At 72.6% G+C, this 25,808-nt stretch carries 27 protein-coding genes, 1 tRNA gene and 2 pseudogenes; 13 read left to right on the top strand and 17 right to left on the bottom strand.

Annotated elements, in window-relative coordinates; all coding sequences use genetic code 11:
* The first annotated feature begins 121 nt into the window (after positions 1-121).
* The 4 genes from AC1VM9_RS04330 (at position 122) to AC1VM9_RS04315 (ending at position 4,633) form a co-directional block, all read left to right on the top strand.
* The gene (locus AC1VM9_RS04330; protein WP_483121392.1) at positions 122-1,447 is read left to right on the top strand and encodes an ABC transporter substrate-binding protein; all 1,326 of its coding nucleotides are present in this window, start codon (positions 122-124) and stop codon (positions 1,445-1,447) included.
* Between the two features lie 82 nt (positions 1,448-1,529).
* Positions 1,530-2,381 carry a carbohydrate ABC transporter permease gene (locus AC1VM9_RS04325; RefSeq protein ID WP_483123969.1) on the top strand — a complete coding sequence of 284 codons (852 nt, stop codon included), beginning with the start codon at positions 1,530-1,532 and terminating at the stop codon, positions 2,379-2,381.
* Entirely contained in the window at positions 2,378-3,214 is an 837-nt protein-coding gene (locus tag AC1VM9_RS04320; RefSeq protein ID WP_481340419.1) for a carbohydrate ABC transporter permease, read from the top strand. Before AC1VM9_RS04325 ends, AC1VM9_RS04320 begins: the two co-directional genes overlap by 4 nt.
* Positions 3,215-3,280: 66 nt before the next feature.
* Positions 3,281-4,633 (top strand): right-handed parallel beta-helix repeat-containing protein, encoded by a 1,353-nt coding sequence (locus AC1VM9_RS04315; RefSeq protein ID WP_483121390.1) that lies wholly within the window; start codon positions 3,281-3,283, stop codon positions 4,631-4,633.
* 99 nt (positions 4,634-4,732) lie between these two features.
* Here AC1VM9_RS04315 and AC1VM9_RS04310 read toward each other — a convergent pair.
* Positions 4,733-7,113 (bottom strand): annotated as a pseudogene (locus AC1VM9_RS04310) (GH32 C-terminal domain-containing protein).
* A 334-nt stretch (positions 7,114-7,447) separates the two neighbouring features.
* Complete coding sequence (locus AC1VM9_RS04305; protein ID WP_483121388.1) at positions 7,448-8,458, bottom strand: LacI family DNA-binding transcriptional regulator; 1,011 nt, start codon at positions 8,456-8,458, stop codon at positions 7,448-7,450.
* A 184-nt stretch (positions 8,459-8,642) separates the two neighbouring features.
* Between AC1VM9_RS04305 and AC1VM9_RS04300 the strand changes: the two genes are divergently transcribed.
* Positions 8,643-9,533, top strand: a complete 891-nt coding sequence (locus AC1VM9_RS04300) for an SDR family oxidoreductase (RefSeq protein WP_483121387.1) — start codon at positions 8,643-8,645, stop codon at positions 9,531-9,533.
* Positions 9,534-9,558: 25 nt separating this feature from the next.
* On the opposite strand, the gene crcB is transcribed toward AC1VM9_RS04300, so the two are convergent.
* The 4 genes from crcB to selD form a co-directional block, all read right to left on the bottom strand.
* Entirely contained in the window at positions 9,559-9,930 is a 372-nt protein-coding gene (crcB, locus tag AC1VM9_RS04295; RefSeq protein WP_483121385.1) for a fluoride efflux transporter CrcB, read from the bottom strand.
* Complete coding sequence (locus tag AC1VM9_RS04290; RefSeq protein WP_483121383.1) at positions 9,927-10,334, bottom strand: DUF190 domain-containing protein; 408 nt, start codon at positions 10,332-10,334, stop codon at positions 9,927-9,929. Before AC1VM9_RS04290 ends, crcB begins: the two co-directional genes overlap by 4 nt.
* Positions 10,331-10,891: a fluoride efflux transporter FluC gene (locus AC1VM9_RS04285; RefSeq protein WP_483121381.1), complete on the bottom strand. Its 561-nt coding sequence runs from the start codon at positions 10,889-10,891 to the stop codon at positions 10,331-10,333. The genes AC1VM9_RS04290 and AC1VM9_RS04285 overlap by 4 nt, the downstream gene beginning before the upstream one ends.
* 130 nt (positions 10,892-11,021) lie before the next feature.
* Positions 11,022-12,044: a selenide, water dikinase SelD gene (selD, locus tag AC1VM9_RS04280; protein WP_483121380.1), complete on the bottom strand. Its 1,023-nt coding sequence runs from the start codon at positions 12,042-12,044 to the stop codon at positions 11,022-11,024.
* Positions 12,045-12,141: 97 nt separating this feature from the next.
* On the opposite strand from selD, the gene AC1VM9_RS04275 reads away from it, so the two are divergent.
* Positions 12,142-12,236: transfer RNA gene (locus AC1VM9_RS04275), tRNA-Sec, on the top strand.
* Between the two features lie 80 nt (positions 12,237-12,316).
* Positions 12,317-13,618 carry an L-seryl-tRNA(Sec) selenium transferase gene (gene selA / locus AC1VM9_RS04270; RefSeq protein WP_483121378.1) on the top strand — a complete coding sequence of 434 codons (1,302 nt, stop codon included), beginning with the start codon at positions 12,317-12,319 and terminating at the stop codon, positions 13,616-13,618.
* A gap of 101 nt (positions 13,619-13,719) precedes the next feature.
* Here selA and AC1VM9_RS04265 read toward each other — a convergent pair whose 3' ends face one another.
* Complete coding sequence (locus tag AC1VM9_RS04265; RefSeq protein WP_481340439.1) at positions 13,720-14,304, bottom strand: helix-turn-helix domain-containing protein; 585 nt, start codon at positions 14,302-14,304, stop codon at positions 13,720-13,722.
* A 77-nt stretch (positions 14,305-14,381) separates the two neighbouring features.
* Between AC1VM9_RS04265 and AC1VM9_RS04260 the strand changes: the two genes are divergently transcribed.
* Positions 14,382-15,104 (top strand): class I SAM-dependent methyltransferase, encoded by a 723-nt coding sequence (locus AC1VM9_RS04260; protein ID WP_483121375.1) that lies wholly within the window; start codon positions 14,382-14,384, stop codon positions 15,102-15,104.
* Positions 15,105-15,119: 15 nt separating this feature from the next.
* Here the strand turns inward: AC1VM9_RS04260 and AC1VM9_RS04255 are convergent, their stop codons facing one another.
* Together AC1VM9_RS04255 and AC1VM9_RS04250 are read right to left on the bottom strand one after the other, a co-directional pair.
* On the bottom strand, positions 15,120-16,331 hold the full coding sequence (locus tag AC1VM9_RS04255) for an MFS transporter (RefSeq protein WP_483121373.1): 1,212 nt from the start codon (positions 16,329-16,331) through the stop codon (positions 15,120-15,122).
* A 25-nt stretch (positions 16,332-16,356) separates the two neighbouring features.
* On the bottom strand, positions 16,357-17,163 hold the full coding sequence (locus tag AC1VM9_RS04250) for a sigma-70 family RNA polymerase sigma factor (protein ID WP_481340445.1): 807 nt from the start codon (positions 17,161-17,163) through the stop codon (positions 16,357-16,359).
* A 209-nt stretch (positions 17,164-17,372) separates the two neighbouring features.
* Here AC1VM9_RS04250 and AC1VM9_RS04245 point away from each other — a divergent pair, with 209 nt between their 5' ends.
* Complete coding sequence (locus AC1VM9_RS04245) at positions 17,373-17,702, top strand: DUF952 domain-containing protein (RefSeq protein ID WP_481345984.1); 330 nt, start codon at positions 17,373-17,375, stop codon at positions 17,700-17,702.
* A gap of 42 nt (positions 17,703-17,744) precedes the next feature.
* Here the strand turns inward: AC1VM9_RS04245 and arfB are convergent, their stop codons facing one another.
* The 8 genes and pseudogenes from arfB to AC1VM9_RS04205 form a co-directional block, all read right to left on the bottom strand.
* Positions 17,745-18,200 (bottom strand): alternative ribosome rescue aminoacyl-tRNA hydrolase ArfB, encoded by a 456-nt coding sequence (gene arfB / locus AC1VM9_RS04240; protein WP_483121371.1) that lies wholly within the window; start codon positions 18,198-18,200, stop codon positions 17,745-17,747.
* 97 nt (positions 18,201-18,297) lie between these two features.
* On the bottom strand, positions 18,298-19,065 hold the full coding sequence (locus tag AC1VM9_RS04235; RefSeq protein ID WP_483121369.1) for an SDR family NAD(P)-dependent oxidoreductase: 768 nt from the start codon (positions 19,063-19,065) through the stop codon (positions 18,298-18,300).
* Between the two features lie 82 nt (positions 19,066-19,147).
* Positions 19,148-20,299, bottom strand: a complete 1,152-nt coding sequence (locus tag AC1VM9_RS04230) for an acyl-CoA dehydrogenase family protein (RefSeq protein ID WP_481345985.1) — start codon at positions 20,297-20,299, stop codon at positions 19,148-19,150.
* A 149-nt stretch (positions 20,300-20,448) separates the two neighbouring features.
* Positions 20,449-21,528, bottom strand: a complete 1,080-nt coding sequence (locus tag AC1VM9_RS04225) for an ABC transporter ATP-binding protein (RefSeq protein ID WP_481345986.1) — start codon at positions 21,526-21,528, stop codon at positions 20,449-20,451.
* Positions 21,525-22,310: an ABC transporter permease gene (locus AC1VM9_RS04220; protein ID WP_483121367.1), complete on the bottom strand. Its 786-nt coding sequence runs from the start codon at positions 22,308-22,310 to the stop codon at positions 21,525-21,527. The genes AC1VM9_RS04225 and AC1VM9_RS04220 overlap by 4 nt, the downstream gene beginning before the upstream one ends.
* 100 nt (positions 22,311-22,410) lie before the next feature.
* Positions 22,411-22,815 (bottom strand): substrate-binding domain-containing protein, encoded by a 405-nt coding sequence (locus AC1VM9_RS04215; RefSeq protein WP_483121365.1) that lies wholly within the window; start codon positions 22,813-22,815, stop codon positions 22,411-22,413.
* A 115-nt stretch (positions 22,816-22,930) separates the two neighbouring features.
* Positions 22,931-23,056: pseudogene (locus tag AC1VM9_RS04210) on the bottom strand (extracellular solute-binding protein); the annotation flags it as partial.
* Between the two features lie 197 nt (positions 23,057-23,253).
* Positions 23,254-23,649, bottom strand: coding sequence for a TOBE domain-containing protein (locus AC1VM9_RS04205; protein ID WP_481340461.1), 396 nt, complete (start codon positions 23,647-23,649; stop codon positions 23,254-23,256).
* A 137-nt stretch (positions 23,650-23,786) separates the two neighbouring features.
* On the opposite strand from AC1VM9_RS04205, the gene AC1VM9_RS04200 reads away from it, so the two are divergent.
* The 4 genes from AC1VM9_RS04200 (at position 23,787) to AC1VM9_RS04185 (ending at position 25,776) form a co-directional block, all read left to right on the top strand.
* Positions 23,787-24,179, top strand: a complete 393-nt coding sequence (locus AC1VM9_RS04200) for an ArsR/SmtB family transcription factor (protein WP_481340463.1) — start codon at positions 23,787-23,789, stop codon at positions 24,177-24,179.
* Entirely contained in the window at positions 24,176-24,670 is a 495-nt protein-coding gene (locus tag AC1VM9_RS04195; RefSeq protein WP_481340465.1) for an SRPBCC family protein, read from the top strand. Before AC1VM9_RS04200 ends, AC1VM9_RS04195 begins: the two co-directional genes overlap by 4 nt.
* Before the next feature lie 5 nt (positions 24,671-24,675).
* The gene (locus tag AC1VM9_RS04190; RefSeq protein ID WP_483121362.1) at positions 24,676-25,116 is read left to right on the top strand and encodes a VOC family protein; all 441 of its coding nucleotides are present in this window, start codon (positions 24,676-24,678) and stop codon (positions 25,114-25,116) included.
* A gap of 69 nt (positions 25,117-25,185) precedes the next feature.
* Positions 25,186-25,776 carry a dihydrofolate reductase family protein gene (locus AC1VM9_RS04185; protein WP_481340469.1) on the top strand — a complete coding sequence of 197 codons (591 nt, stop codon included), beginning with the start codon at positions 25,186-25,188 and terminating at the stop codon, positions 25,774-25,776.
* Positions 25,777-25,808 lie beyond the last annotated feature (32 nt).

Here is a 25,808-nt window from a genome sequence, read left to right as displayed (position 1 = left end):
AAGTATTGACACGTGACAATAACACGAGTTAACTACGGCCCGTTAACACGAGTTAACAGGCAACGGAGCCGGTCCTCGGAGAACCCGTCACCCGCTGTCGCCCCGTCCCTGTGGAGGCACCATGAACCCGCAATCACCAGCGACGCCGGGCTGGTCCCGACGATCCTTTCTCCAGCTCGCCGGCCTGACCGGCGCCACCGCCGCGCTCGCCTCGTGCGCGGCCGGTGGCCCGGCCCCTGCGAGCAGCGGCGCGGGTACCGGCTCGTCCGGCTCCCTCTCGGTTCTCGTCGAGGCCGGCGGCAAGGCCGAGCTCGAGAAGGTCGCTGCCGGCTTCACGTCGCAGACCGGCACGAGGGTCGAGCTCGTCGAGCTGCCCTACGACGGCCTGTTCAACCGGCTCCAGACCGAGCTGTCGGCCGGCTCCGTCTCCTTCGACGTCGCGGCACTCGACGCCGTGTGGCTGCCGACCTTCGCCGGTGCGCTCGCGCCCCTCGACGCCCTCTTCACCGACGCCGTCAAGGGCGACCTCTTCGAGTCCCTGGTCACGGGGGCGCAGATCAACGGCGCCTACGTCGGCATGCCGGTCTGGACCAACGCCGAGATCCTCTTCTACCGCAAGGACCTCTTCGAGGACGCGAAGGAGAAGGCAGCGTTCGAGAAGAAGTACGGCTACCCGCTCGCGCCGCCCACGACGTGGCAGCAGTTCCAGGACGCCGCTGCGTTCTTCACCCGGGGCACCTCCCTGTACGGGACGGACGTCAAGGGTGCCGTCGAGACGGAGTGGCTCGCCCACGTGGGCCAGGCAGGCGCCAAGGGCCTCGTGCTCGACCCGTCCGGCAAGGTCATCATCGACAGCCCCGAGCACCTCGCCGCGCTGACCTTCTACAGCGACCTCAACAACAAGCTCAAGGTCGCCCCTCCAGGCGCCGCACAGGTCGACTGGGCTGGCGCGCAGAACCTCTTCAACCAGGGCAAGACGGCGATGATGCGCTTCTGGGCGCACGCCTTCCCGCTCATCCCGGCAGACTCGCCGGTCCATGGCAAGGTCGGTGCCGCCCCGATGATCGGCGGCTCGGCCGGTGTCGGCGGCGTGCCGGGTCCGTGGTACCTCTCGGTCCCCAAGTCGGGCGGAAAGACCGAGCAGGCCACGAAGTTCATCCAGTTCGCCTATGACAACAACGCGCTGAGCATCAAGTCGTCGCTCGGCCTCGCCGCCCGCAAGTCGGCCTTCGCCGAGTACGCCGGCAAGCCGGGCTACGAGCACTTCGCCGCGCTCACGGCCACGCTCGACGGCCCCGCCACCAAGGCGCGCCCGGCGACGCCGAAGTGGCAGCAGATCGTCGACACCGTCCTCGTGCCGATGCTCCAGAAGTCGCTCGTCCCCGGTGCCGACTACGCCCAGCTGCTCTCCGCGGCCAAGGGCCAGGTCGAGTCGCTGGTGTCGTGAGATGACCACGAGCACGCCGGCACCATCGCCGCCGTCCCGCCTGCGTCAGCCCGTGAGCGACCGACGCTTCGCCCTGCTGCTCATGGTGCCGGCGGCTCTGTTCCTCTCGGCGTTCGTCGCGTGGCCCGTCGTCAAGCTGTGCTGGGACAGCCTCTTCGACACCCAGCCCCTCGCCGGTACGAGCGAGTTCGTCGGCTTCGGCAACTTCACCGACGTGCTCGGCTCCGCCGACTTCCGGGCCGCGGCCGGGCGCACGGTGGTCTACACCGTGTTCGTCGTGACGTGCGAGTTCGCCCTCGGCCTCGCCACGGCGCTGTTGTTCAACGCCTTGGGGCAGCGCTCCCGGGTGTTCCGCACGATCTTTCTCTACCCGTTGATGATCGCGCCGGTCGTGGCGGGCCTGCTCTGGCGGTTCCTGCTCATCGACAACTTCGGCATCGTCGGGCAGCTGCTGTCCCAAGTGGGCATCCTCGAGGACCCCAATGCCGTCGGCTGGCTCAGCAACCCTGACATCGTGCTGTTCTCGGTCGCCATCCCGGACATCTGGCTCACCACCTCGTTCATGACGCTCGTGCTGTTCGCCGGGCTGCAGAACATCCCCGGAGACGTCCTCGAGGCTGCCCGGCTCGACGGCGCGAGCGCGCCCACCATGCTCGTGCGCGTCATCCTGCCGATGCTCCGTCCAGTCATCGCGGTGGCGCTGATCGTGCGGGGCGTCGACGCGGCGCGTGCCTTCGACGTGATCCTCATCCAGACCGGCGGCGGGCCGCAGTCGGCGTCGCAGACCCTGAGCCTGCTCATCTACCAGACCATGGTCCGTTTCGGTGAGCCCGGAAGGGCCGCGGCGATGAGCATCGTCTACCTCGTCGTGCTGCTTGCCGTCGCCGTCGTCGCAGCTCGCACCATCTGGAGCCCGGGAGGTGAGCGTTCATGAGGAACGTCGGCCAGAAACGCTCGACCGTGGTCGCCCTGTGGGTTTGCCTCGTGGTGGTCGTGGCCCTCTTCGGCTTCCCGTTCGTCTACCTCGTGCTCACGTCCTTCAAGACGCCGTCGGACGCGATCGCCATCCCGCCCGCGGTGCTGCCGCGGACGTGGAGCCTGGAGAACTACACCGCCGCGCTGCAGGCCCCCGGCGTCGTCGCCTCGTTCGTCAACTCCCTGAGCACCGCGCTCATCAGCACCGCGCTGTCGATCGGCCTGGGGGTGCCGGCGGCGTACGGCATCACCCGGTTCGCCAGCCGGGCCGGACGCGTGTTCATGTCGGCCACGCTCGTCACGCGGATGGTGCCTCCCGTCGCGATCGGCATCCCGCTCGTCGCGATGACGAGCGCGCTCGGGCTTCGCGACACCCCGACGGGCCTCGGCCTCGCCCACGCGACCATCTCGCTGCCACTGTCGATCTGGCTGCTGTGCAGCTTCTTCGAGTCGGTGCCCGCCGAGCTCGAGGAGGCCGCCCGGGTAGACGGCTGCGGTCGGCTGCGCGCGCTGTGGTCGGTGATCCTGCCGGTCGTGTCGGGAGGCGTGGCGGTGACGGCGATCTTCGCTTTCCTCGCCTCATGGAACGAGTTCCTCTTCGCGCTCCTGCTGACCGCGACCCGGGGGCAGACGACCCCCATCGTCATCGCGAACTTCCAGACCCAGTTCGGCCTGCAGTGGGGACCGATGACCGCCCTGGCCTGTCTCTACTCGGTACCCGTCGTCGTCCTGACGCTCTTCCTCCAGCGCCGCATCGTCGCCGGCCTCACCCTGGGCGCCGTCAAGGGCTGACGAACGCCCGACGCCGCCACATCGCACGAGCCGGGGGTCGGACCCCGGCGGAAAAGGGAAGTACTCGTGTCGAGCAAGAACCACTACGACGTGACCGCATGGCCCGTCGGCGACCCGTTCGAGGACGTCGGTGAGGTGATCAACAGCATCATCGCCGACATCAAGTCCCGGCAGCACGGCACCGGTACCGGGGAGGAAGGAAGGCCCGGCGCGGTCATCTACCTCCCGCCGGGGGACTACCGCCTTCGCACGCAGGTGCTCGTCGACGTCAGCTTCCTCACGATCCAGGGCTCCGGACACGGCTTCGCGTCGTCGAGCATCCGGTTCAACGTCCCCGAGCACGAGTGGCCCGACCTGCACGAGCTGTGGCCCGGAGGGAGTCGCATCCTCGTGGACCTGCCCGTCGGCGTGGCCTCGGAGGAGTCCACCGGGGCTGCCTTCCTCGTCGCACGCAGCGGCAGCCCGCGCCTCAGCTCGGTCGAGTTCTCGAACTTCTGCCTCGACGGGCTGCACTTCGAGCCCGACGGGTCGGGACGGCACCGGGAGAACACCTACACCAACGGCAAGACCGGCATCTACGTCGCGGACGCCAACGACTCGTTCCGGGTGACCGGCATGGGGTTCGTCTACCTCGAGAACGCCCTCACCGTCTACCACGCGGACGCCCTGTCGGTGCACGACAACTTCCTCGCGGAGTGTGGCAGCTGCATCGAGCTGCGCGGGTGGGGGCAGGCGTGCAAGGTCACCGACAACCTGGTCGGAGCCGGCTTCAAGGGCCACTCGATCTACGCCGAGCACCACGGCGGGCTCCTCATCACCGCGAACAACGTCTTCCCCCGGGGCGCGAGCAGCGTCCATCTCGAAGGGGTCACGCGCTCCAGCGTCACGAACAACCGGCTGCACTCGTTCTACCCAGGGATGGTCGTCCTCACGGGGAACAGCTCGGAGAACCTCGTGGCCACCAACCACTTCCTGCGCGACAACGAGCCCTGGACGCCGTTCCTGGGAGTCGACAACGGAGTGGACGACTGCAGTGGGCTGCTCCGTGTGAGCGGGAGCAACAACTCGGTGGTCGGCAACCACTTCTCCGAGGTCGTCGACTCACGAGGGGTCCGACCCAGCGGCGCGACCCCCGTCATCATCCGGCTCGTGGCGGGGGCCGGCAACTTCGTCTCCACCAACCACGTCGTCGCGATGGACGTGCGTTCGACGTCGAGCGACTCCTGCTACGCGGCCCAAGTGGACGCCCTGCTGACGACCGAGGCCGCGGACGACCTCGATGTCACCGCCGTCATGGTCGACCCCGAGTCGGCGCGGAACACGATCCTCGACTCCGGCAGCGATGGCCAGGTCGTCGCGGACCGGGCGGTCAACGCCGTCAGGGCCACACCCATGCTCCGGTCCTCCGTGGCCCGCTGAAAGCCGGTCGGACCGTCGTTCTCCCGCGACCTTCCCCTAGTCGGGGGCAGCCGCGGGAGAACGACGGTCGAGCACGGGTGGGGGTTCGGCCCTTGTGGGCTAGTCGACCCAGGCGGAGTGGAGCGGGGTCACCTTGACCGTCTTGAGCGTTGCGGTGCCGCCTGTGGAGAACGCCTCGAGGCCGTCGCTTCCCGCGTCGGGGAAGATCTGGTCGGTGATGGCGACCGAGCCGTCCTGACCGAAGACCTCGACCGACGACCAGTCGACGAGGACCCGCACCCTCACCTCCCCGTTCGCGTCGACCGCCATCGGAGCGCGCTGCACGCCGGGGAAGTCGGAGCTGAAGCCGACGTCCCCGGACCGGGTCCGGTCGACGAAGAGCTCCCGGCCGACCGGTCGTAGCCGATGCGGGTCTGCTGGCCGTTCCCGGTTCGCACCGCGAGCCCGAAGGTGCTCGCCGTGCCCGGCGCGAACGTCGCGGTCAGCTCGTACGCCGTGCCCTTGGCCGGTAGCCGCGTGGAGCCGTCCGGCAGCGCGAGGTTGCCGGTGTTGAGCGTGGCGGCCTCGCGCAGCCCCTGCAGCTCGCGGACCGGCTGCTGCACGAGTCGCAGGCCGTCCCCGCTCGTGCGCAGGCCGAGCTCGCGCGGGACCGTCATGGCGCTGCGCCACGGGTAGGTCGGGATGGAGCCGGAGTACTCCCAGTTGTTCATCCAGCCGATCATGACGCGTCGGCCACCGGGGGCGTCGTTGACGGTGACGCCGGCGTAGTCGTCCTTGCCGTAGTCGACCCAGTGGGCGCGTTGCAGGCTGGACCTCGCCGGGGTGCTCGACAAGCTGAACTGGTCGGCCAGGATGTGGCCCCAGCCGCCGGTGTTGTTGTCGGCCAAGACGATTCGAGCGGTCTTGCCGGCCAGGTTGCGGACGTCCCAGCCGTTCCAGTCGAGCGTCTCGCTGTCCGAGCCGGTGGCGGACCGGACGACCTGGCCGTCGACGACGAGGCGCACGGACGTGTCCACGGCTCGTGGTGACGCGGCCTCGTCGGAGAACATGATGTGGTCGACGTTGATGTGTCCCCAACCGCCGGAGTTCTTGTCGACGATCTGGATCACCGCGCTCCGACCGGCGTACTCGGCGACGTCCCAGCTCGTCCAGTTCAGTGCCTCGTTGTTCGTACCGGTGGCAGACCTGACGACCTTGCCGTCGACGAGGAGGTTCACGGCGGTCGGCTCACTCGTCGTCGACGGGTGGTTGCCGCCACCCACCAGCAGGTTGATGTGGCTCTTGCCGATCGTGAACTCCGGCGAGGTGATGGTCCCCTGCGAGGCGTCGTGGTCGATGAAGGTGTTGACCAGCTGCTCGCCGAGGTAGCCGGTGACCTGCTGCTGGTCGCCGATCGTGCCCTTGACGGGACCGGTACCGACGAAGTCACCGGTCGTCGTCCACCCGGGGCCGTAGTCGGTGCCCTCGAAGTCGGCGAAGACGTCCCCTGCCGGCGGAGCCGGGTCGACGGTCGACCCCGGCACGTAGGGGTGGTTCCCACCGCCGACCTTGAAGTTGAGGTACCCGGCATCGAGGGTGAACGGGGGAGAGGTCAGGGTGCCGACGCTTCCGTCGCCACCGTTGAAGCTGTTGGCCAGCCCGGTGCCCACCCAGTCCGAGACGCCTCCCTGTCCCGGCAGGTTCCCGGTCGCGGGCGTGGTGCCGAACGCGGCGCCGTCGGACGCCCACCCGCCGTACGTGCCGTCGTCGAAGCTGCCGACGTCACGCCCGGTCGGCGGGACGTACGGCTTGTCGTCGGCGACGAAGCGCGTGCCGTCGAACGTCCCGGTGAAGTACTGGTTCGCCGACCCGCCCGCGATTCCGCCGGGGTTCATGTTGACGAGCAGCACCCACTTGGTCTTCTTCCTGTCGCCGTCCACGGCGAGCGGGAACAGGTCCGGGCACTCCCAGACGCCGCCCGTGGCACCGGCGGGTCCGAAGTCGCTCAGGTGTTCCCACGTCCTGAGGTTGCTCGAGCGGTAGAAGCGCACCTTGTGCTCCGCGCTCAGGGCCACGGTCATGATCCACTCGTGACCGGGCTCGTACCAGAAGACCTTGGGGTCTCGGAAGTCACGCGACCCGATGTCGAGAACGGGGTTGTCGGCGTACTTGGTGAACGTCCGTCCGTGGTCGGTGCTGTAGGCCAGCGCCTGGGACTGGATGCCGGTCGCCTTGTCGAGACGGGTGTACACGGCGACCATCGCGGGGTTGTCCCTGGTGCCGAACCCGCTCGTGTTGTCCTTGTCGACGACCGCGCTGCCGGAGAAGACCATCTCCTGGTCGTCCTGGGGAATCGCGACCGGCAGCTCGGTCCAGTGCACGAGGTCGGGGCTCACGGCGTGGCCCCACGACATGTTGCCCCACTGGTTGCCGGACGGGTTGTGCTGGTAGAAGAGGTGGTACTCGCCCGCGTAGTAGACGAGCCCGTTCGGGTCGTTCATCCAGTTCTTGGCCGGCGTGTAGTGGAACTGTGGCCGGTACTGCTCGGTGTACGGGGCCGGTTCGGCCGAGGACGCAGCCGGGCCGGTCGCCAGCGTGGCGAGGACGGCGAGGGCCCCGGCTGCAGCCGTGGTGGTGGTACGCCTTCTGCGGAGGGCTCCGCTGCGGTGTCGGTTGAGCAGGTTCACACGATCGCTTCCTTGGGTCGTGACGGAGGTGGACTGGCTGGCGCAGGTGGGTCGTCGGGGCGCGCGGCATCGCCGCTCGTCGGGTGGGGGTGCGCTACGGCGTCCAGAGCGGACGGCGCGACGACGGTCCTGCGGGTGGAGCTGCCGGCTAGGTGGGGCCTGGTGGGCCCACCGAGCGGCGCCGTACCACGGGGCACGGCAGGGACTGGTGGCTCGGGGTGGCCGGCGCCGCCAGGTCGATCTCGTGCAGCAGCCGCTCGACCGCCCGCACCCCCATCTCGTGGTGCGGGAGAGCAACGGTGGTCAGCTCGGGACGCAGGCCGTCTGCGATGAGCTCGTGGTTGTCGAAGCCGACGACCGACACGTCGTGGGGGATCCGCAGCCCCAGCTCCGCCGCGGCGTGGTAGGCGCCCATCGCCATCGAGTCGCTGAAGCAGAACAGGGCGGTCGGGCGATCCGGTCCACCGAGGAGCCGGCGGGCCGCCCGCTGGCCACCGTGGGTGTCGGGGGCCTCGGCCACGACGAGTCGGGGGTCGAACGGGACCCCGGCCTCGGCCAGGGCCTGCCGGTAGCCCTCGAGCCGGCCATGGGTGGCGGGGATGTCGTCGACGTTCGTCACGAAGCCGACCCGTCGGTGGCCGTGGCGCAGCAGCTCTCGGACGGCCGCGCGACCTCCCGCGACCTCGTCCGGGACGACGGACGACACCGAACCGTCCACAGGACGTGAGTCGAGCAGGACCGTGGGGCTGCCGGCAAGGGCACGCGGCACCTCCACGACCCGGTGGTACATCGTCGCGTAGAGGAACCCGTCCACCTGCCGGTCGAGGAGCGAGCGGATCTCGCGCTCCTCGAGGTCGCGGTCGTCGGAGGTGTTGACGAGCACGAGCAGCCACCCGAGCTTCGAGGCCGCCTCCTGGGCGCCGAGGATCAGGTGCCCTGCATGCGGGCTGGTCGCGATCTGGTCACTGACCAGCCCGAGCGTGTGGGTGCGGCGCAGTCGAAGCCCGCGGGCGACGGCGTTGGGTCGGTAGCCGAGCCGCTCGGCGGCGGACCGGACCCGGTCTCGCGTCTCGGGGCTGATCCGCTTGCCGGAGGCGTCGCTGAGGACGTGGGACACGGTCGTGACCGAGACACCGGCCAGGGCGGCCACGTCCTTCATCGAAGCTCTCGGCGTCGTTACCATGTGTGCCCAATCGATTTGTCAGCGGAATGGGGAGACTGTGGCGCACGCTCCGGGGCTCGGTCAAGGGCCTGTCCGAACGCGAGGGTGGCCGCGCCGTGGCAAGGGGTAGGAGTGGGGCAGCAGGCCGCCGCGGCGGACCCAGAGGACAGGAAGGCCACCCATGTCGGACCAGCACACGCCCCAGGACCCCAGCCGGCAGTACGACCAGCCCGAGGACAGCGCGACGATCCCGCACCCCGGGCTGACCGGCCAGATGGGCGACGAGCCCGACCACGGGGAGGAGTCCTACCGCGGCAGCGGCCGGCTCGCGGGCAAGCGGGCCGTCATCACGGGCGGCGACTCGGGCATCGGCCGGGCCGTCGCCATCGCCTTCGCCCGGGAGGGCGCGGACGTGCTCGTCGCGTGCCTGCCCGAGGAGGAGGCCGACGCCGAGGAGACGGTCCGGCTCGTGCGTGAGGCGGGCCGTCGGGGCGCCGTCTGCCTGACCGACCTCACCCGGGAGGAGGAGTGCCGACGCGTCGTCGAGGAGGCCGTCGAGAAGCTGGGCGGCATCGACGTCCTCGTCAACAACGCGGCCTACCAGATGGCCCAGCCCGGCGGCCTCGCCGCCATCACCACCGAGCAGCTCGACCGCGTCATGAAGACAAACCTCTACGCGATGTTCTGGCTCTGCCGCGAGGCGCTGCCGCACCTGCAGCCCGGCGCGACGATCATCAACACCTCCTCGATCCAGTCGCGGCAGCCCTCCCCGGAGCTGCTCGACTACGCCACGACGAAGGCGGGCATCGTCGCGTTCACGCAGGGACTCGCGCAGTCGTTGGCGCAGAAGGGAATCCGCGTCAACGCCGTGGCGCCCGGACCGATCTGGACGCCGCTCATCCCTGCCACGATGCCCGGCGACAAGGTCGAGTCGTTCGGGGAGCAGACACCGCTCGGTCGGGCGGGCCAGCCGGCGGAGCTGGCCCCCGCGTACGTGTTCCTCGCCTCGCAGGAGTCGAGCTACGTCACCGGCGAGGTGCTCGGCGTGACGGGCGGCCAGCCGCTCACGTGACCGTCCGGCCTCCGCGGTGCGGCGGCTAGAGCGCGGCGCCGAGGGCGTAGCCGGCCAGCGCGGCCGCGAGGCCGGCCACGAGCGACCCGACGACGTTGAGCGCGGCGACGAGGACGGCTCGCGACTCGAGCAGCCGCACCGTCTCGTAACTGAACGTCGAGTACGTGGTGAGCGCCCCGCAGAAGCCGGTCCCGATGCCGAGCGTGACCGCCGGTGACAGGTGGTGGGCCACCGACAGGCCGGTGACGAGCCCGAGGACCAGGGAGCCGACGACGTTCACCGTCAAGGTCCCCCACGGCACGAGGCTGTCATGGCGGGCCTGGACGGCGCGGTCGGTGAGGTAGCGGGCGGGGGCCCCGACAGCCGCGCCGGCGCACACGAGGAGCAGAGCCGTCACGGCTCGGTGCCCCCGGCGTCGGTGCGGCCGGCGTCGGGGGAGCCCGCGGTGCCGGGGGCTGCGGGGCGCGGGCGGTAGACGTGGTGCACGACGTGGACGTCGTCGATGGTCACCAGCCCCTCACCGACGACCTCCTGCACGTGCGGGAGGAAGGCGTCGATGCGGTCGGCCGTGTCGATGACGACGACGGCCACGGGCAGGTCCTCGGACAGGGAGAGCAGCCGTGAGGTGTGCACGAGGTTGGACGAGCCGAAGCCCTCGATGCCGCGGAACACGCTCGCGCCGGCGAGGCCGGCGGCGTGGGCGCGGTGCACGATCTCGCTGTGCAGCGGGCGGTGGTGCCAGGTGTCCGCCTCGCCGATGTAGACCGTGAGGCGGCGGGCGGGGCCGTCGAGCGTCGTCATCGGGAACCTCCACGGGTGGCGAGACGGTGGCGCACGGCGAGCGCCGCGCGCGTGAGCAGGACCCCGGCCGCGACGCCGGCCAGGGTGGCGACCGGGGTGCCGACGAGGTAGCCGAGGGCGAGGGCCGGGTGCCCGCCGTGGAGCAGCACCGTGGTCTCGGACGTGTACGTGCTGAAGGTCGTGAAGCCGCCGAGGACGCCGACGCCGGCGAACGGGCGCAGCAGCGGGTGCGCGCCGCCGACCTCGACGACGAAGACCATGAGGACGCCGATGAGCAGGCTGCCGGAGACGTTGATCGACAGCGTGGTCCACGGGATGCCGCCGGCCGGGGTCGGGAGCGCCTGGGCTAGGCCGTAGCGGGCGCAGGCACCGAGGACGCCGCCGAGGGCGATGACCGGCAGCACGAGCTGGTGCGCGCCCCGGTCCCGGCGCCGCTCCGGAACGGTCCGGCCGACGTCAGGGCCGACGTCGGGGTCCACCCGAGGGTCCACGCGGTGTGGCTGACGGGGCGCGACGGTCTCGTCGACCTGCGGGTCGCGGCCGAGTGGTGCGGTCATGCGGTTCTCCTACCTGGACAGGTGAATTCGTCAGGTAGGGACTGTCGGCAGCGTCGTGCTGCGGTTGTCGGCGAGCCCCACCGCCATCGGGTCGCAGTCTACGCGGAGGGTCGGACGCGTGCCGAGCACGTCAGCGGACCGAGACGACGCGTCCGTCGAGCGCGGGGTCGTCGAGCGCCACGAGACGGCCGACCACGGGGTGGCCGGGCAGCTCTCCGGCGACGAGGAGCCCGCCCGAGGTCTGTGCGTCAGCGAGCAGCACCAGCTCGTCCTCGTCCACGCGGGAGGCGAGGTGCGGGCGCACCCAGTCGAGGTTGCGCCGGCTGCCCCCGGGCACGTAGCCCGCCGCGTACGCGGCGCGGGCCCCGTCGACGTACGGCACGGCCGCGGCCGCGACGACCGCCCCGACGCCGCTCGCGCGGCACAGCTTGTAGAGGTGACCGAGCAGGCCGAATCCGGTGACGTCCGTCGCACAGCGCAGCCCGGCGGCGAGCGCCGCGCGCGAGGCGGGACCGTTAGGGGTCGTCATCACGGCGACGGCCTCGGCGAAGACCTCGCCGGTGGCCTTGTGGCGGTTGTTGAGCAGGCCGAGCCCGATTGGCTTGGTCAACGTCAGCGGCAGGCCCGGGACGCCGGCATCGTTGCGCAGCAGGCGATCCGGGTGCGCGAGGCCGGTGACGGCCAGGCCGTACTTCGGCTCCGGGTCGTCGATGCTGTGACCCCCGGCGAGGTGGCACCCGGCGGCGCGGGCCACGTCGGCGCCACCGCGGAGCACCTGTGCCGCGACGTCGAAGGGGATGCGGTCGCGGGGCCAGGCGAGGAGGTTGAGGGCGACGAGCGGCTCACCGCCCATGGCCCAGACGTCGGAGAGGGCGTTGGTCGCGGCGATGCGCCCCCAGTCGTACGGGTCGTCCACCACGGGGGTGAAGAAGTCGGTCGTCGCGACGACGGCGCGGTCACCGTCGATCCGCACCACGGCGGCGTCGTCCCCGGTCTCGACGCCGACGAGCAGGTCCGGCGCCGTGTCGGCCGCCAATGCGCCCAGGACGCGTTCGAGCTCGCCCGGAGGCACCTTGCAGGCACACCCGCCACCGGACGCGTACTGGGTCAGGCGCAGGCCTGGTTCGGTCCGAGTGGACGTGGGCGCCGTCATGCCGCCATCGTGCCACCGCGGGAGGGACATCGCGGGAGCGGCGGCGCAAGGGGACGACACGGGTCGAGGAGGCCGCCCGCGGGGTAGGGTCGGTCGCGGAGGCGTTTCCCGCCTGGTGACGGGCGCGGTCTTCAAAACCGTGGTGACCGGGTATCCCGGTCAGGCGGGTTCGATTCCCGTCCGCCTCCGCCAACACGTTCCCCCGAGCCCCCGACCCGTGCCGCCCCTTTCCGGCACCGACCGTCCGACCGCTCCTGCCGAGGGAGGCCGCGTTGCAGGACCCCCGACGCCGCGTACCGCGCACCGACGCCGTGCTCGCCGACGCGGGTGTGGCTGCGGCCGGCGACCGGCTCGGCCGTCAGCGCGTCAAGAGGGTCGTCGTGGAGGTGCTCGCCGCGTGCCGGGCCGGTGAGGTCGCGCCTGAGTCCGTCGTCGGCGAGGTGCTGACCCGGCTGCCGCACGGGCCGACGTCGATGCGGCGGGTCGTCAACGCGACGGGAGTCGTGGTGCACACCAACCTCGGCCGCGCCGCCCTGTCCGACGCGGCGGTCGAGGCAGTGACCGTCGCGGCCGGCGCCACAGACGTCGAGCTCGACCTCGGCACCGGACGCCGTGGCCGACGCGGCGCGGCCACCCTCGACGCCCTCCGCCGCGCCGTGCCCGCCGCCGGCGACGTGCACGTCGTCAACAACGGCGCCGCCGCCCTCGCCCTCGTCGCGCGGGCGCTCGCGCCCGACCGTGAGGTCCTCGTGGCGCGCGGGGAGCTCGTCGAGATCGGCGACGGCTTCCGCATCCCCGAGCTCGTCGAGTCGGTCGGGGCCCGGCTGCGCGAGGTGGGCACCACGAACCGCGTCCGCCTCGCCGACTACGCCGACGCGCTCACCGACCGGACCGCGTTCGTCCTCAAGGTGCACCCGTCCAACTTCCGCGTCGAGGGCTTCACCTCCAGCGTGGCCGTGTCCGACCTCGCGACGCTCGGACCGCCCGTCGTCGCCGACATCGGGTCGGGCCTGCTCGCCCCGCACCCACGCCTGCCCGAGGAGCCCGACGCCGACTCGACGCTACGAGCCGGGGCCGCGATCGTCACCGCCTCCGGCGACAAGCTCCTCGGCGGGCCCCAGTGCGGCCTGCTGCTCGGCGACGCCGACCTCGTGAACCGGCTCCGGCGACACCCCTTGGCGCGCGCGCTGCGCGTCGACAAGCTGACGCTGGCCGCGCTCGAGGCGACGCTGTCCGGCCCGCCCACGCCGGTGGCCCGGGCGCTCGACCAGCGCAGGGACGTCCTCCTCGCACGGGCGCGGCGGCTGGCCCTCGCCATCGGGCCCGACCTGGCGCGGGCGGTCGAGTCGGAGGGCCGCGTCGGCGGTGGGGGAGCACCCGGGGTGCCGCTGCCCAGCGCCGCCGTGGCGTTGCCGCACCGGCTCGCGGAGCCGCTGCGCCTCGGTGAGCCGCCGGTCGTCGGACACGTGCACGACGGCCGCCTGCTCCTCGACCTCCTGACGGTGCCCGAGGACCTCGACGAGGTCCTCGCCCGCGCCGTCCGTCGTGCCGCTCGGGCGGGCCGAACCGCCTGAGCGAGGCACCCCACGGCGAGGGGTGCCCTGCCACGGGTGCGGCTGCCGAGCCACCGGGGCGCCGGAGGGGCCGGGCGCCGGACCGACCGGACGCAGCGACGTCAGGCGTCGCGGAGATGGATCTGCTCGCCCTGGGGGCTGAAGAGCGACAGCAGCTCGACCGGGTGCTCGGTGGCGCTGCGCATCGCGTGCGGCGTCCGGGTCTCGAACTCGGCGGCCTCACCCTCGTCGAGCACGGTCACGGTGTCACCGAGCAGGAGCTCGAGACTGCCCCCGAGCACGTAGACCCACTCGAAGCCGTCGTGCCGCTGCGGCTTCGGCGGGGTGCGACGCCGGCCCGGCAGGATGAGCTTGAAGGCCTGGATGCCACCGGCGTTCCGGGTCAACGGGATGAAGACCATGCCGTTGCGCCGCACCGCCTTCGGGTGCACCCGCGGGTCGCCCGACGGCGGTGCGCCGACGAGGTCGTCGAGCGGGACGCGGTAGGCCCGGGCCAGCGGCAGCAGGAGGTCGAGCGTCGGACGGCGCCGCCCGGACTCAAGACGCGACAGCGTGCTGACGCCGACGCCGGTCTCGGCGGACACGTCCGCGAGCGTGCGTCCGCGCTGGGTGCGCAGTCGGCGCAGGCGGGGCGCGACGCCGTCGAGGGCCTGCGCGATGTCGTCGCCGGAGGCCGCGTCGTCCATGTCGGCAGGATGGCGGTGATTTGCTGCTAGTGCAAGCTGGCTTGCAGTCCGAGGACTGCTCGGGTCAGCATCGGGTGATGACGAGCGACGCGCAGCCCCGGGCCCGCGAGGGCCACGACGACCACCGCCACGACGACCGCCACGACGACCACCGCCACCCGGACGACCGACCGCGCGACCCCGCGGAGTACTGGGAGCAGCACTACGGCCGGCTCGCCGACGACTGGGGCACGCGGCCCAACGCGTCGCTCGTGCGGCTCGTCGAGGAGCACGTGGTCGTGCCCCCGGGACCGGGTGCCCGTGCGCTCGACCTCGGGGCCGGGCACGGCGGCGACGCCGTGTGGCTCGCCGAGCGGGGCTGGTCCGTGACGGCCGTCGACCTCTCGGCGACGGCGCTCGGGCGCGTCGACGCGCTGGCTCGAGCCCGTGGCGTGCGCGACCGCGTCAGCACCGAGCGGCACGACCTCGCGGTGTCGATGCCCGATGGGCCGTTCGCGCTCGTCACGGCCTCGTTCCTGCAGACGCCGCTCGAGCTGGACCGCGACGCCGTGCTGCACCGCGCCTCGCGCACGGTGACTCCGGGAGGATGGCTCCTCGTCGTCGACCACGCGGCGGCCCCGTCGTGGGCGCCGATCGGCCACGGACACGAGTTCCCCACGGTCGCAGCGACACTCGCGGCCATCGGTCTGGGCGACGGGTGGCTGGTCGAGCGCAGCGAGCGGGTGACCCGCACGGGAACGGGGCCCGACGGCCAGAAGGGCGAGCTGCTCGACAACCTCCTCGTCGCCCGGCGCCTCTGACCGTCCGGTGGTGCGTCAGCCGACCGCCGCGCGCCCCGCACCGACGCGTCCGAACCGCCACATCGCCAGCGCACCGGCCAGCGGTCCGGGAGCGAGGAGCAGGAACGCGAACTGCCAGCCGGCATGGGCCGCCAGCAGCGCCACGAGCTGGATCGGGACGACCGTGAGGCCGAAACCGACGGCGGTCTGCACCGTCAACGCCGTGCCCACGAAGCGCTGGTCGACCGTCTCGCTCAGCGCCGTCGAGAAGACGCCGGAGTCTGCGATGACCGCTGCGCCCCACACGGCGAGGAACGGGACGCTGGCTGCCGGCGGCCAGGAGTAGGCCCAGGCCGACAGCAGGCAGCAGGTGCCGCTGACGACGAGCGCGCTCGTCGCCGCGAACGAGCGGCCCCGGCGGTCGGCGAGGATGCCGCCCGCGAGTGCCCCCGCCGCCCCGGCGAGCCCGATGACGGCGAAGGTCAGCAGGCTCACCGCCGCACCCGGGCCCTCGCGTCCTGCGGCCGCGCGCCCGGCGACGAGGAACGCCGACAGCCACGTCCAGAAGGCGTAGAGCTCCCACATGTGGCCGAAGTAGCCGAGGTTCGCCAGGCGCGGCCGACGCTCGCGGAACACCTCGACGGCGTACCGCGCGTGCGGGCGGGCGGAGGCGGTCAACAGGGGACCGGGTCGAACGAGGGCCCAGGCGACGGTCGCGGCCAGCACGGTGATCCCCGCTGCCACGACCATGACGCCGCGCCAGGGCAGGGGGCCGAGGCTCGCGACGAGGTGCGGCATCGCGGACCCGAGCGTCAGCGCGCCGATGAGGACCCCGAACGCGCGCCCACGGTCGGACGGCGCAGCCCACGAGGCGGTGAGCTTCATGCCCACCGGGTAGACGCCGGCGAGGAAGAACCCGGTCAACGCGCGCAGTGGCACGGCGACGGCCGGGCCGTGCGCCAGGGCCGCGAGCAGGCCCGTGCACGCGGCGGCACCGACGGCGCAGGCCGCCATGAGGTGGTGCGGCCGCACGCGGTCCGCCAGCCCGAGCGTGCTCGACGTGACCGCCCCGGCGGCGAAACCGACCTGCACCGACGCCGTCAGCCAGACGGCAGCCGTCGTCGACAGCCCCCACTCCGACCGCAGGCTCGGCGCGACCGCCGTCGCCGAGAACCACACGGCGAGCCCGAGCACCTGGACGAGCGCGACGAGCCGCCGCTGCGTCCGCGCCCGGGAGTCGTTCCCCACGCGAGAACCATGGCACGACAACGGCTCAAGCGATGCGCTCCCGCAGCGTCCGGAGCACCCGACGCAGCGAGCGGGACACCTGCATCTGGCTCACGCCGAGCGCCTCGCCGATCTCGCGCTGGCTCAGGTCGTCGACGAACCGTCGGTGGAGCAGGTCACGGTCCTCCGAGGGCAGGTGACGGACGGCCGCACCGAGCCACACCCGGTCGTCGGCGCCGACGAGGTCGGCGTCGTCGTAGGCGATGCTGCGCTCGAGCGGCTGGTCGTCGTCCTCGCGGATCCGATGCTCGAGCGGTTCGCCCTGGTAGCACCGGCTGGTCGCGACGGCCTCGCGCACGTCCGACCTGGTCGTCGACAGCGAACGGGCCAGCTCGGTGTCCGACACGGGTCGTCCGAAGCACTGCTCGAGGCGCTCCCGGTGGGCGGCGGCGTCGGCGCGCAGCTCCTGGAGACGCCGTGGCGGCCGGACGAGCCACGCCTTGTCGCGGAAGTGCCGCTTGAGCTCGCCGGTGATCGTCGGCACGGCATACGCCGCGAACGAGGTGCCGCGGTCGGGACGGTAGCGTCCGACGGCCGCCACGAGCGAGAGCCTGGCCACCTGCACGAGGTCGTCGTGCTCGACCCCCCGGCCGGTGTACCGGCCGGCCAGCGTCGTGCACAGGTCGAGGTAGAGCAGGCAGATGCGTTCCACGACGGCGTCGCGCTGTGCCGGAGTCGCGGCCTCGGCGAGCTCGCCGAAGAGGGCAGCGGTGAGGTCGTCGCGGGCCGTGTGGTCCCCGATCGGCGGATCGGCGGGGGCAGGAGGGAAGGACCGGTCGGCGAAGGGCGCCATGACTCGTCCGATCAGGTGGGCACGAGTCGGCCGGGTGGCTGGACCGCTCAGTCCCAGACCCTCGCACGCCCGAGCCTCGATGACAACACCCGGTCCGCGGTGACGTGTCGCTCCCCGGCCACAGCGGGTGGAGCCGGCCCGTGCGTCCCGTGCGCGAGCGCGAGACCGGCCGGACACCCCGCCGACCGCCGACGCGTCATCATGGGACGGTGACCATCTACCACCTGGCCGAGCGGGCCCACTGGGAGCAGGCGCTGCGAGACGGCGTCTACACCCGCTCGACGCGCCGGCTGTCCCTCGCCGAGGAGGGGTTCATCCACGCGTCCTCGGCGCAGCAGTGGCCGGTCGTGCGCCGGCGTTTCTACGGCGACGTCGGCGAGCCGCTCGTCCTGCTCGAGATCGACGAGAGCCGTCTCGGCTCACGCGTCGTGCACGAGGTGGGCGACCCCACGAGCGGCGAGGTCTTCCCGCACGTGTACGGGCCCATCGAGGTCGGCGCCGTCGTCGGTACCACTGTCCTCGACCCGCCCCACGCCTGATCGATGCCTCGTCCACGGGCCGGCGGTCCGTCGCGCTGTCGGTCACTCCGGGCGGATGCGGCCGCGGCCGGACTTCACCTCGCCCCGGCGTTTCTTGCCGGCGAGCCGCCGCTGCTGCGCCCCCCGCGTCGGCCTCGTCGCCCGTCGGGTCGGCGGAGGCGGGGCGAGGGCCTCGCGCAGCAGCGCCTCGAGCCGCTCGCGAGCGGCGGCGCGGTTGCGCAGCTGGGAGCGGTGCTCCGACGCGACGACCGAGACACGGCCCCCGACGAGGCGGCCCGCGAGCGCCGCGACGGCGCGCTCGCGCTGCGTCGCGCTGAGCGCGCTCGAGGTACCCGGCTCGAAGAGCAGCTCGACGCGGCTGTCCGTGGTGTTGACGCCCTGGCCTCCCGGCCCGGAGGACCTGCTGAAGCGCTCGACGAGCTCGGCGGCCGGAATGACGAGCCCGCGCCGCAGGCCCGGCCCCGGCGCGAGGACGAGGTCGGCACCCGGCTCGCTCACTCGTCCATTGTGCCGGGCACGTACGCGGAAGCGCCGGGCCTGCACGCCGGAGCGGGCGCGCACGCCGAAGGGTCGGGCGTGCGCGGCAGGGCGGACCTCAGCGGGGCGGCATCCGGAGCGCGCCGTCGAGGCGGATGACCTCGCCGTTGAGCATCGGGTTGTCGACGATGTGCCGCACCAGTGAGGCGTACTCGGCCGGGTCACCGAGACGCGAGGGGTGCGGCACCTGCTTCTCGAGGATCTCCTTGACCTCGCCGGGCAGCCCGGCGAGCATCGGCGTCTCGAACGTGCCGGGGGCGATGGTCATGACGCGGATCGCCTTGTCCGCCAGGTCGCGTGCCGCCGACAGCGTGAGACCCACGACGCCGCCCTTGCTCGCCGCGTAGGCGGCCTGGCCGATCTGGCCGTCGAAGGCGGCGATGCTGGCCGTGTTGACGATGACACCGCGGTCGCCGTCGAGCGGTTCGTTGCCGGCCATCGCGGCGGCGGCGAGCCGCAGGACGTTGAAGGACCCGACGAGGTTGATGTCGACCACGGTCCGGAACGTGTCGAGGGCGAGCGGGCCGCCCCGACCGATGACGCGGCCCGGGGTGGCGACGCCGGCGCAGCTGACGGCGATGCGCAGCTCCCCGAGCGACGTGGCGCGATCGACGGCGGCCCGCACCTGTCCCTCGTCGCGCACGTCGGCGGGAGCGAAGACGACTCGGTCGCTGCGGAGCTCGTCGACGAGCGCCGGGGCGGCCGACCCCTCGAGGTCGACGACGACGACCGTCGCGCCGTCGCCGACGAGCCGGCGGACGGTCGCGCCACCGAGGCCCGAGCCGCCACCGGTCACGAGGGCGACGGTCGAGGAGTTCAGCTGCATGGCAAGGCCTTTCGGGTCTGGGAGCGGCGAGCAGGTCAGGCGGGTCGTGCGAGGGCGGGTCGAGAGCGCCCGGGCTCGCGGGTCAGCGGACCTGGGCGAGCAGCTGGCGGGAGACGACGAGTCGCTGGATCTGGTTGGTGCCCTCGAAGATCTGGGTCACCTTCGCCTCGCGCATGTAGCGTTCGAGCGGGAAGTCCTCGGTGTAGCCGGCGCCACCGAGCACCTGCACGGCGTCGGTGGTCACCCTCATCGCCGCGTCCGTGGCGACGAGCTTGGCCACCGCGGCCTCCTTGGTGAACGGCCGGCCCGCATCGCGCAGGCGCGCCGCGTGCAGGTAGGTCGCGCGGGCGCTGGTGACCGCGGCCTCGAGGTCGGCGAGGAGGAAGGCCAGCCCCTGGAAGTCGGCGATGCGGCGTCCGAACTGCACGCGCTCCGACGCGTACCGCACGGCGGCGTCGAGAGCGGCCTGGGCCAGGCCCGTGGCGGCGGCGGCGATGCCGAGGCGGCCGGAGTCGAGGGCCGCGAGGGCGATGTGCATACCCTCCCCCTCGCCCCCGACGAGCCGGTCCGCGGCGACCGGGACGGCGTCGAACGTCACCTGCGCGACCGGGTCGCAGTGCAGGCCCATCTTGCGCTCGGGCTCGGCGAAGGTCAGGCCGGGGGCGTCGGCCGGCACGACGAACGTCGACAGGCCCCGGCCACCGTCGTCGGAGGTGCGCGCGAAGGTCGTGTAGTAGTCCGCGTGCCCGGCGTGGCTGATCCAGGCCTTGGTGCCCTTGAGCGACCAGCCTTCGGCGGTGCGCGTGGCCCGCGTCGTCATCGAGGCGATGTCGGAGCCGGCGAGCGGCTCGGAGAGGCAGTAGGCGCCGAGCTGCCCTCCGGAGAGCATCCCGGTCAGCAGCGCGGCCTTCTGCTCGTCGGTGCCGTGGGCCGCAACCGGGTAGGCGGTCAGGCTGTGGACGCTGACGCCGACGGCGAGGCTCATCCAGACCGAGGCGATCTCCTCGACCACCTGCAGGTACACCTCGTAGGGCTGGTCCGCGCCGCCGAAGTCCTCGGGGTAGGGAAGCGACAGCAGCCCGGCCTGCCCCAGCGTGTGGAAGGCCTTCTCGGGGAACTCGCGGGCCCGCTCCGCGGCGTCGACCTGCGGGGCGAGGTCCTTGCGGCAGATCTCCCGGGTCAGCTCGATCAGGTCGGCGGCCTCTTCGGTGGGCATCAGCCTCGTCGCTGGCATGGCGAAATAGTAGGACGTCCGAGCATCGTGTCCAAAATGTGGGACGCGTGGGGCGGCTGTGCCCTCGGGTGAGCGCGCGGTCCGTCCTCGGACCCCGCGACGCGGCTGTTCGGGGCCGTGCGCCGGCGGCGGTCGAAACGCTCGACGGGTCACCGGGGGTAGGTGCGGACCTCGGTGGCCTTGACGGCGGCCCACAGCCGCTCGCCGACGCGGATGCCGAGGCCGGCGACCGACTCGAGGGTCACCTCGGCGGTCAGCGAGAGGTCGCCCTCCAGGCCGACCCGGGCCGACTGGCCCTGCATCGTCACCGACCTCACCTGCACCCCCCACGTGTTGCGGGGGGAGCCGTCCGGTCGCGTGCGGTGCAGCGCGACGCCATGGGGCGGGACGGTCGCCCACACCGGCCCCTCGGTGGGGTCGGTCGTGACGAGCACGGTGCCGGTTGACGTCGTCACGTGGCCGTGCGAGTCGCCTTGTCCTGCATAGAGGTTGAGTCCGACGACGGTGGCCACGTAGGGGCTGCGCGGCTCGCTCAGCACCTCGGCGGGAGTCCCGGCCTGGGACACGCGGCCGTCCTCGACGAAGACGAGGTGGTCGGCGAGCGTCAGGGCGTCGAGGGGGTCGTGGGTGACCAGGACGGTGACGCCGTCGTAGCCGGCGAGGCGCGCCGCGAGGTCGCTGCGGGTGCGTGCCCGGGTGTCGGGGTCGAGGGCCGCGAGCGGCTCGTCGAGCAGCAGCAGCGACGGGTCGGTCGCGAGCGCGCGGGCGAGGGCGACGCGGGCCTGCTGGCCGGAGGACAGCTCGCGGGGACGCGCGTCGGCGCGCTCGGCGAGGCCGACGCGTCCGAGCTCGGCCAGTGCCCGCTCGCGCGCGGTGCGCCGGTCGACGCCGCGGCTGCGGGGCCCGTACGCCACGTTGTCGAGTGCGCGCAGGTGGGGGAACAGGAGGCTGTCGGCGAGCATGAGCCCGACAGCGCGCTGCTCGGCGGGGACCCGTCGGCGCCCGTCGTCCCAGGTCGCCTCCCCGACGCGGACGTGACCGTCCTCGACCGGCAGCACCCCGGCCAGCGCGAGCACGGCCGTCGTCTTGCCGCCCCCGTTGGGCCCGAGCAGGCCGATGACCTGGCCGGGGGCGGCGGACAGTGCGACGTCGACGCGGAAGCCGCCGCGGCGCAACCGGATCCGCGCATCCAGCGAGCCACGCGTCCGTGGCGAGGAGGGGGCGCTCACCGCAGCCACCGCCCCCGGAGCACGCCGAGGACGAGGATGCTGACGGCGAGCAGCATGATGCTGATCGACACGGCGACCTGCGGGTCACGCTCGAGCTCGACGTAGACGAGCAGGGGGAGGGTCTGCGTGCGGCCCTGGAAGTTGCCGGCGAAGGTGATCGTGGCGCCGAACTCGCCGAGCGCCCGGGCCCACGCGAGCGCCAGACCGCCCGCGATGCCCGGCAGTACGAGGGGCACGGCGACGGTGCGCAGGTAGCGCAGGTCGCTGGCACCGAGGGTCCGGGCGAGGGACTCCAGGCGCGGGTCGAGCCCGCGCAGGGCGCCCTCGACCGCGAGCACGTAGTACGGCATGGCGACGAACGTCTCGGCGAGCACGACGGCCACCGTCGTGAACGGGATCTGGAGCCCCAGCGGCGACAGGTGCTGTCCGAGCAGGCCGTTGCGACCCCACGTCATGAGCAGGGCCACGCCACCGACGACCGGGGGCAGCACGAGCGGCACCGTCAACACCGCCCGCACCCAGCGCGTGGCCACGTGCTCGGAGCGGGCGAGGAACCACGCGAGGGGAGTTCCCAGCAGCAGGCACAGCACCGCCGTGCACGACGTCGTCGTCAACGACAGCCGCAACGCCGGCAGGACGGAGGGGGCCGTGAGATCCGCGGGCAGCCGGCCCCAGTCGGCCCGCAGGAGCAGGGCCACGAGCGGGACGACGAGCAGCAGGAGCGCCACGGCGGCCGGCACCCCGAGCGCCACGCGCGAGCGCCACCGACCGGCGCGCCTCATCTCACGCCGGCCTGAGCGGTGCGAACGAGGCACACGGGGCGAACGAGGCGGACGCAGCGACGCGGCGGACGCAGCGGACGCGGCGGACGGAGCCGGCCGCTCAGGGCGCACCGAACCCGAACGACCGCAGCGTGGCGAGCCCCGGTGCGCTGAGCAGATAGGCGACGAAGGCCGTCGTCGCGGCGTCGTCGGCGAGCGTGATCACCGGGTAGCGCAGCTGGGTGTTGTCCCGCGCCGGGATCCCGACTCCCGCGACGGCACCCTTCGCGGCGACGACGTCGGAGTGGTACACGACCGCCGCGTCGGCCTCACCGAGCTTGACCTTGGCCAGCGTCGCCTTGACGTCGATCTCCTTGCTCACGACGTTCGGGACGACGCCGGCCTTGGCGAAGGTCGCCTGGGCCGCCCTGCCGCAGGGGACCGTGTCGGCGCACAGGACGACCGTGACCCCGGGCCTGGCCAGGTCGGCGAGCGAGCTCACCTTGGCCGGGTTGCCGGGTGGCACGGCGATCTCGAGGACGTTCGTGGCGAAGGTCCTCGAGTCCTTGACGAGCTTCCCGGTCGAGCGGCTGGGCCGCCGCGGTCCCGGCGAGCGCGACGACCGACGCCGGTGCGCCGTTGTCGACCTGCTGCACGAGCGTCGCGCTGGAGCCGTAGGAGGTCTCGACGGTGACGCCCGGATGGGCCGCCTCGAAGTCCTGACCGACCTTGTCGAAGGCCTCGGTGAGCGACGCCGCCGCGAGCACCGTGACGGTGCCACTGAGGGGCGTGCCCGCCACGGCGGAGTCTCCGGGCCGTCCGCTGCCACCGCCCGGCGGGGGGACGGCGCCACCGCAGGCCGCGAGCCCGAGGACGGCGAGCGTGGCCGCGGCCCACGCCAGGGCGCGTCCGGGGGTGGTCCCCGTCCCGCGCGTGGCACGGTCCGGCCACCCGTCGTCGGCGGTCACGCGGGGACCTCGACGACGACGTGGGTCGACTTGACGGACGCCACGGCGACGGAGCCGATCTCGAGCCCCAGGTCGTCGACGGACTCGCTCGAGAGCAGGGAGGTGATGCGGAAGGGGCCGCACTGCATCTCGACCTTGGCCATGACGGTGTCCTTGGTGATGGCCGTGACGATGCCGCGCATCCGGTTGCGGGCGGACGCGCCCCCGATGGCGCCGACCGCAGCCGGATGCGCGAGCTCCTGCGCGACGGCGGCCAGCTGCGCGCCGTCGACGGTGCGGCGCCCGGCCTCGTCGGTCCCACCGCCCAGGCGTCCCGCGTCGACCATCCGGCGGACGGTGTCGTCGGAGACGCCGAGCAGGGCGGCGGCCTCGGTGATGCGCAGATGCGGCATGACGTCGACCCTACTCCCGCAGGTGCGGCATTCCAGCGGTGTCCGGGGCCGCGTTGAGAAACGCAGCGAAGGGGGTTGACGCCGAGCGTGTGGAAGGGTTTAATCAACCTATCGATTGATCAAGGAGTTGGTTGACAATGATCCTCTCGCCCGTGTCCGAGGCGGACCTCGACCGCGCGTTCGCGGCCCTGGCCGACCCGGTCCGGCGCGCGATCATCGCCCGCCTCAGCCGCGGCGCCGCGACCGTCAACGAGCTCGCCGAACCGTTCGAGATCAGCAAGCAGGCCGTCAGCAAGCACATCCAGGTGCTCGAGCTGGCCGGACTGGTGAGCCGGTCCCGCGACGCGCAACGCCGCCCGGTCCACCTCGAGGCAGCGCGGCTCGAGGCGATGACGGCCTGGATCGACCGGTACCGCCTCGTCGCGGAGCAGCGGTACCGCGCTCTCGACGCCGTCCTCGAACGCACCGCCGGCCGCGGCACGACGAACGACACGACGCACGACCACACCCAGAAGGAGCAGCAGAAATGAGCAACCCACTGAACATCGACGCCCCCGCCGGCGTGCCGTGGATCGACTTCACGCGCGAGTTCGACGCCCCGGTGGAGGCCGTCTTCAACGCCCACCGCGACCCCGAGCTGGTCCGCCAGTGGCTCGGCCCGCGCGGCTACGAGATGACCATCGAGCGCTGGGACTTCACCTCCGGCGGCGGGTACCGCTACACCCACCGCGACGGCGACAACGTCTACGGCTTCCGGGGCACCTTCCACACCGTGCGCGACAACGAGCTGGCGATCCAGACCTTCGAGTTCGAGGGCGCGCCCGACGAGGTCGCCATCGAGTTCATGCGCTTCGTCGACCTCGGCGACGGCCGCTGCCGCCTCGAGGGGCACAGCGTCGGCCCGACGGTCGAGGGCCGCGACATGATGATCCAGAGCGGGATGGAGAAGGGCATGGTCGAGGGCTACGAGCGCCTCGACGAGCTCGTCGCCACGCCTGCCGACGCGGCGACGAAGGGCTGAGCGTCGTGGACTGGACCCTCGAGGTCGTCATCGTCCCGGTCAGCGACCTCGACGCGGCGATCGCCTTCTACCGCGACCAGGTGGGGTTCCACCTCGACCACGACACGCAGAACGAGCACATGCACGTCGCGCAGCTGACGCCGCCCGGCTCCGGCTGCTCGATCGTCGTGGGGAGCCTGCCCTCGCAGCGGGAGATGCCGCCCGGCTCCCTCAAGGGCGTCCAGCTCGTCGTCGCCGACGCCGAGGCGGCCCGCGCCGAGCTCGTCTCGCGCGGCGTCGAGTGCTCGGAGATCCAGGTCATCGACCCGCGCGACGGCGCCACGTTCTTCGGGTTCGCCGACCCGGACGGCAACACGTGGGCGGTACAGCAGATCGCGGCGCGCGCCGACACGCCGCTCATCCCCGTGAACCACCGCGGCCGGTTCGGCGAGGGCGTCGAGCCGTGACGCACCGGCCGGCGGCACGACGACAGGGTGTGCCGCCGGCCGGCCCAGCACCGGACAAGGAGAGCAGCCATGAGCAGGGTCGTCTTCGACATCAGCATGTCCCTCGACGGGTTCGTCACGGCATCACCGCAGACGCCCGAGGAGCCGCTCGGCGTGGGAGGGCGGGCCCTGCACGCCTGGACCGTCGACCACGAGTACCTCGACCGGGCCATCGCCGACCTCGGCGCCGTCGTCGCCGGCCGCACCACCTACGACCACGCCATCTCGGGATGGCGGGCCGACGGACCGTCAGGGCCGGCGCGTCGCCCCGTGTTCGTCGTGACACACCGGGCCCCCGACCCTGACACGGTGCCCGCCGGCGGCGTCTACACGTTCGTCACCGACGGTGTGGAGTCAGCGGTCGAGCAGGCGAGGGCTGCGGCGGGCGGGCGGACCGTCACCGTCATGGGCGGCGCGGACCTGGGGCGGCAGTGCCTCGCCGCCGGCCTCGTCGACGAGATCTCGCTCCACGTCGCACCGCGGCTCTTCGGGTCGGGGACGCCGTTGTTCGAGGGCCTCGACCTCGGCCACGTCGACCTCGAGCTCCTCGAGTGCAGCAGCGCTCCGGAGACGGTCCACCTGCTCTACCGGGTCAAGGGCGGGAGCCCGGTTGCCCCCTGAGGGAGCCATGGCCGGGACGACGCGTTCGGTCG

This window comes from Monashia sp. HAY1-11D, assembly GCF_056868035.1.
This window is presented reverse-complemented; position numbering and strand designations above follow the sequence as displayed.

What these genes read in the sequence shown, in the direction of transcription:
- AC1VM9_RS04330 (WP_483121392.1), top strand. Translation starts at nt 122, where the DNA reads ATGAACCCGCAATCACCAGCGACGCCGGGCTGGTCCCGACGATCCTTT.
- AC1VM9_RS04325 (WP_483123969.1), top strand. Translation starts at nt 1,530, where the DNA reads ATGGTGCCGGCGGCTCTGTTCCTCTCGGCGTTCGTCGCGTGGCCCGTC.
- AC1VM9_RS04320 (WP_481340419.1), top strand. Translation starts at nt 2,378, where the DNA reads ATGAGGAACGTCGGCCAGAAACGCTCGACCGTGGTCGCCCTGTGGGTT.
- AC1VM9_RS04305 (WP_483121388.1), bottom strand. Translation starts at nt 8,458, where the DNA reads ATGAAGGACGTGGCCGCCCTGGCCGGTGTCTCGGTCACGACCGTGTCC.
- AC1VM9_RS04300 (WP_483121387.1), top strand. Translation starts at nt 8,643, where the DNA reads ATGTCGGACCAGCACACGCCCCAGGACCCCAGCCGGCAGTACGACCAG.
- AC1VM9_RS04290 (WP_483121383.1), bottom strand. Translation starts at nt 10,334, where the DNA reads ATGACGACGCTCGACGGCCCCGCCCGCCGCCTCACGGTCTACATCGGC.
- AC1VM9_RS04285 (WP_483121381.1), bottom strand. Translation starts at nt 10,891, where the DNA reads ATGACCGCACCACTCGGCCGCGACCCGCAGGTCGACGAGACCGTCGCG.
- selD (WP_483121380.1), bottom strand. Translation starts at nt 12,044, where the DNA reads ATGACGGCGCCCACGTCCACTCGGACCGAACCAGGCCTGCGCCTGACC.
- AC1VM9_RS04265 (WP_481340439.1), bottom strand. Translation starts at nt 14,304, where the DNA reads ATGGACGACGCGGCCTCCGGCGACGACATCGCGCAGGCCCTCGACGGC.
- AC1VM9_RS04260 (WP_483121375.1), top strand. Translation starts at nt 14,382, where the DNA reads ATGACGAGCGACGCGCAGCCCCGGGCCCGCGAGGGCCACGACGACCAC.
- AC1VM9_RS04250 (WP_481340445.1), bottom strand. Translation starts at nt 17,163, where the DNA reads ATGGCGCCCTTCGCCGACCGGTCCTTCCCTCCTGCCCCCGCCGATCCG.
- AC1VM9_RS04235 (WP_483121369.1), bottom strand. Translation starts at nt 19,065, where the DNA reads ATGCAGCTGAACTCCTCGACCGTCGCCCTCGTGACCGGTGGCGGCTCG.
- AC1VM9_RS04230 (WP_481345985.1), bottom strand. Translation starts at nt 20,299, where the DNA reads ATGCCAGCGACGAGGCTGATGCCCACCGAAGAGGCCGCCGACCTGATC.
- AC1VM9_RS04220 (WP_483121367.1), bottom strand. Translation starts at nt 22,310, where the DNA reads ATGAGGCGCGCCGGTCGGTGGCGCTCGCGCGTGGCGCTCGGGGTGCCG.
- AC1VM9_RS04205 (WP_481340461.1), bottom strand. Translation starts at nt 23,649, where the DNA reads ATGCCGCATCTGCGCATCACCGAGGCCGCCGCCCTGCTCGGCGTCTCC.
- AC1VM9_RS04200 (WP_481340463.1), top strand. Translation starts at nt 23,787, where the DNA reads ATGATCCTCTCGCCCGTGTCCGAGGCGGACCTCGACCGCGCGTTCGCG.
- AC1VM9_RS04195 (WP_481340465.1), top strand. Translation starts at nt 24,176, where the DNA reads ATGAGCAACCCACTGAACATCGACGCCCCCGCCGGCGTGCCGTGGATC.
- AC1VM9_RS04185 (WP_481340469.1), top strand. Translation starts at nt 25,186, where the DNA reads ATGAGCAGGGTCGTCTTCGACATCAGCATGTCCCTCGACGGGTTCGTC.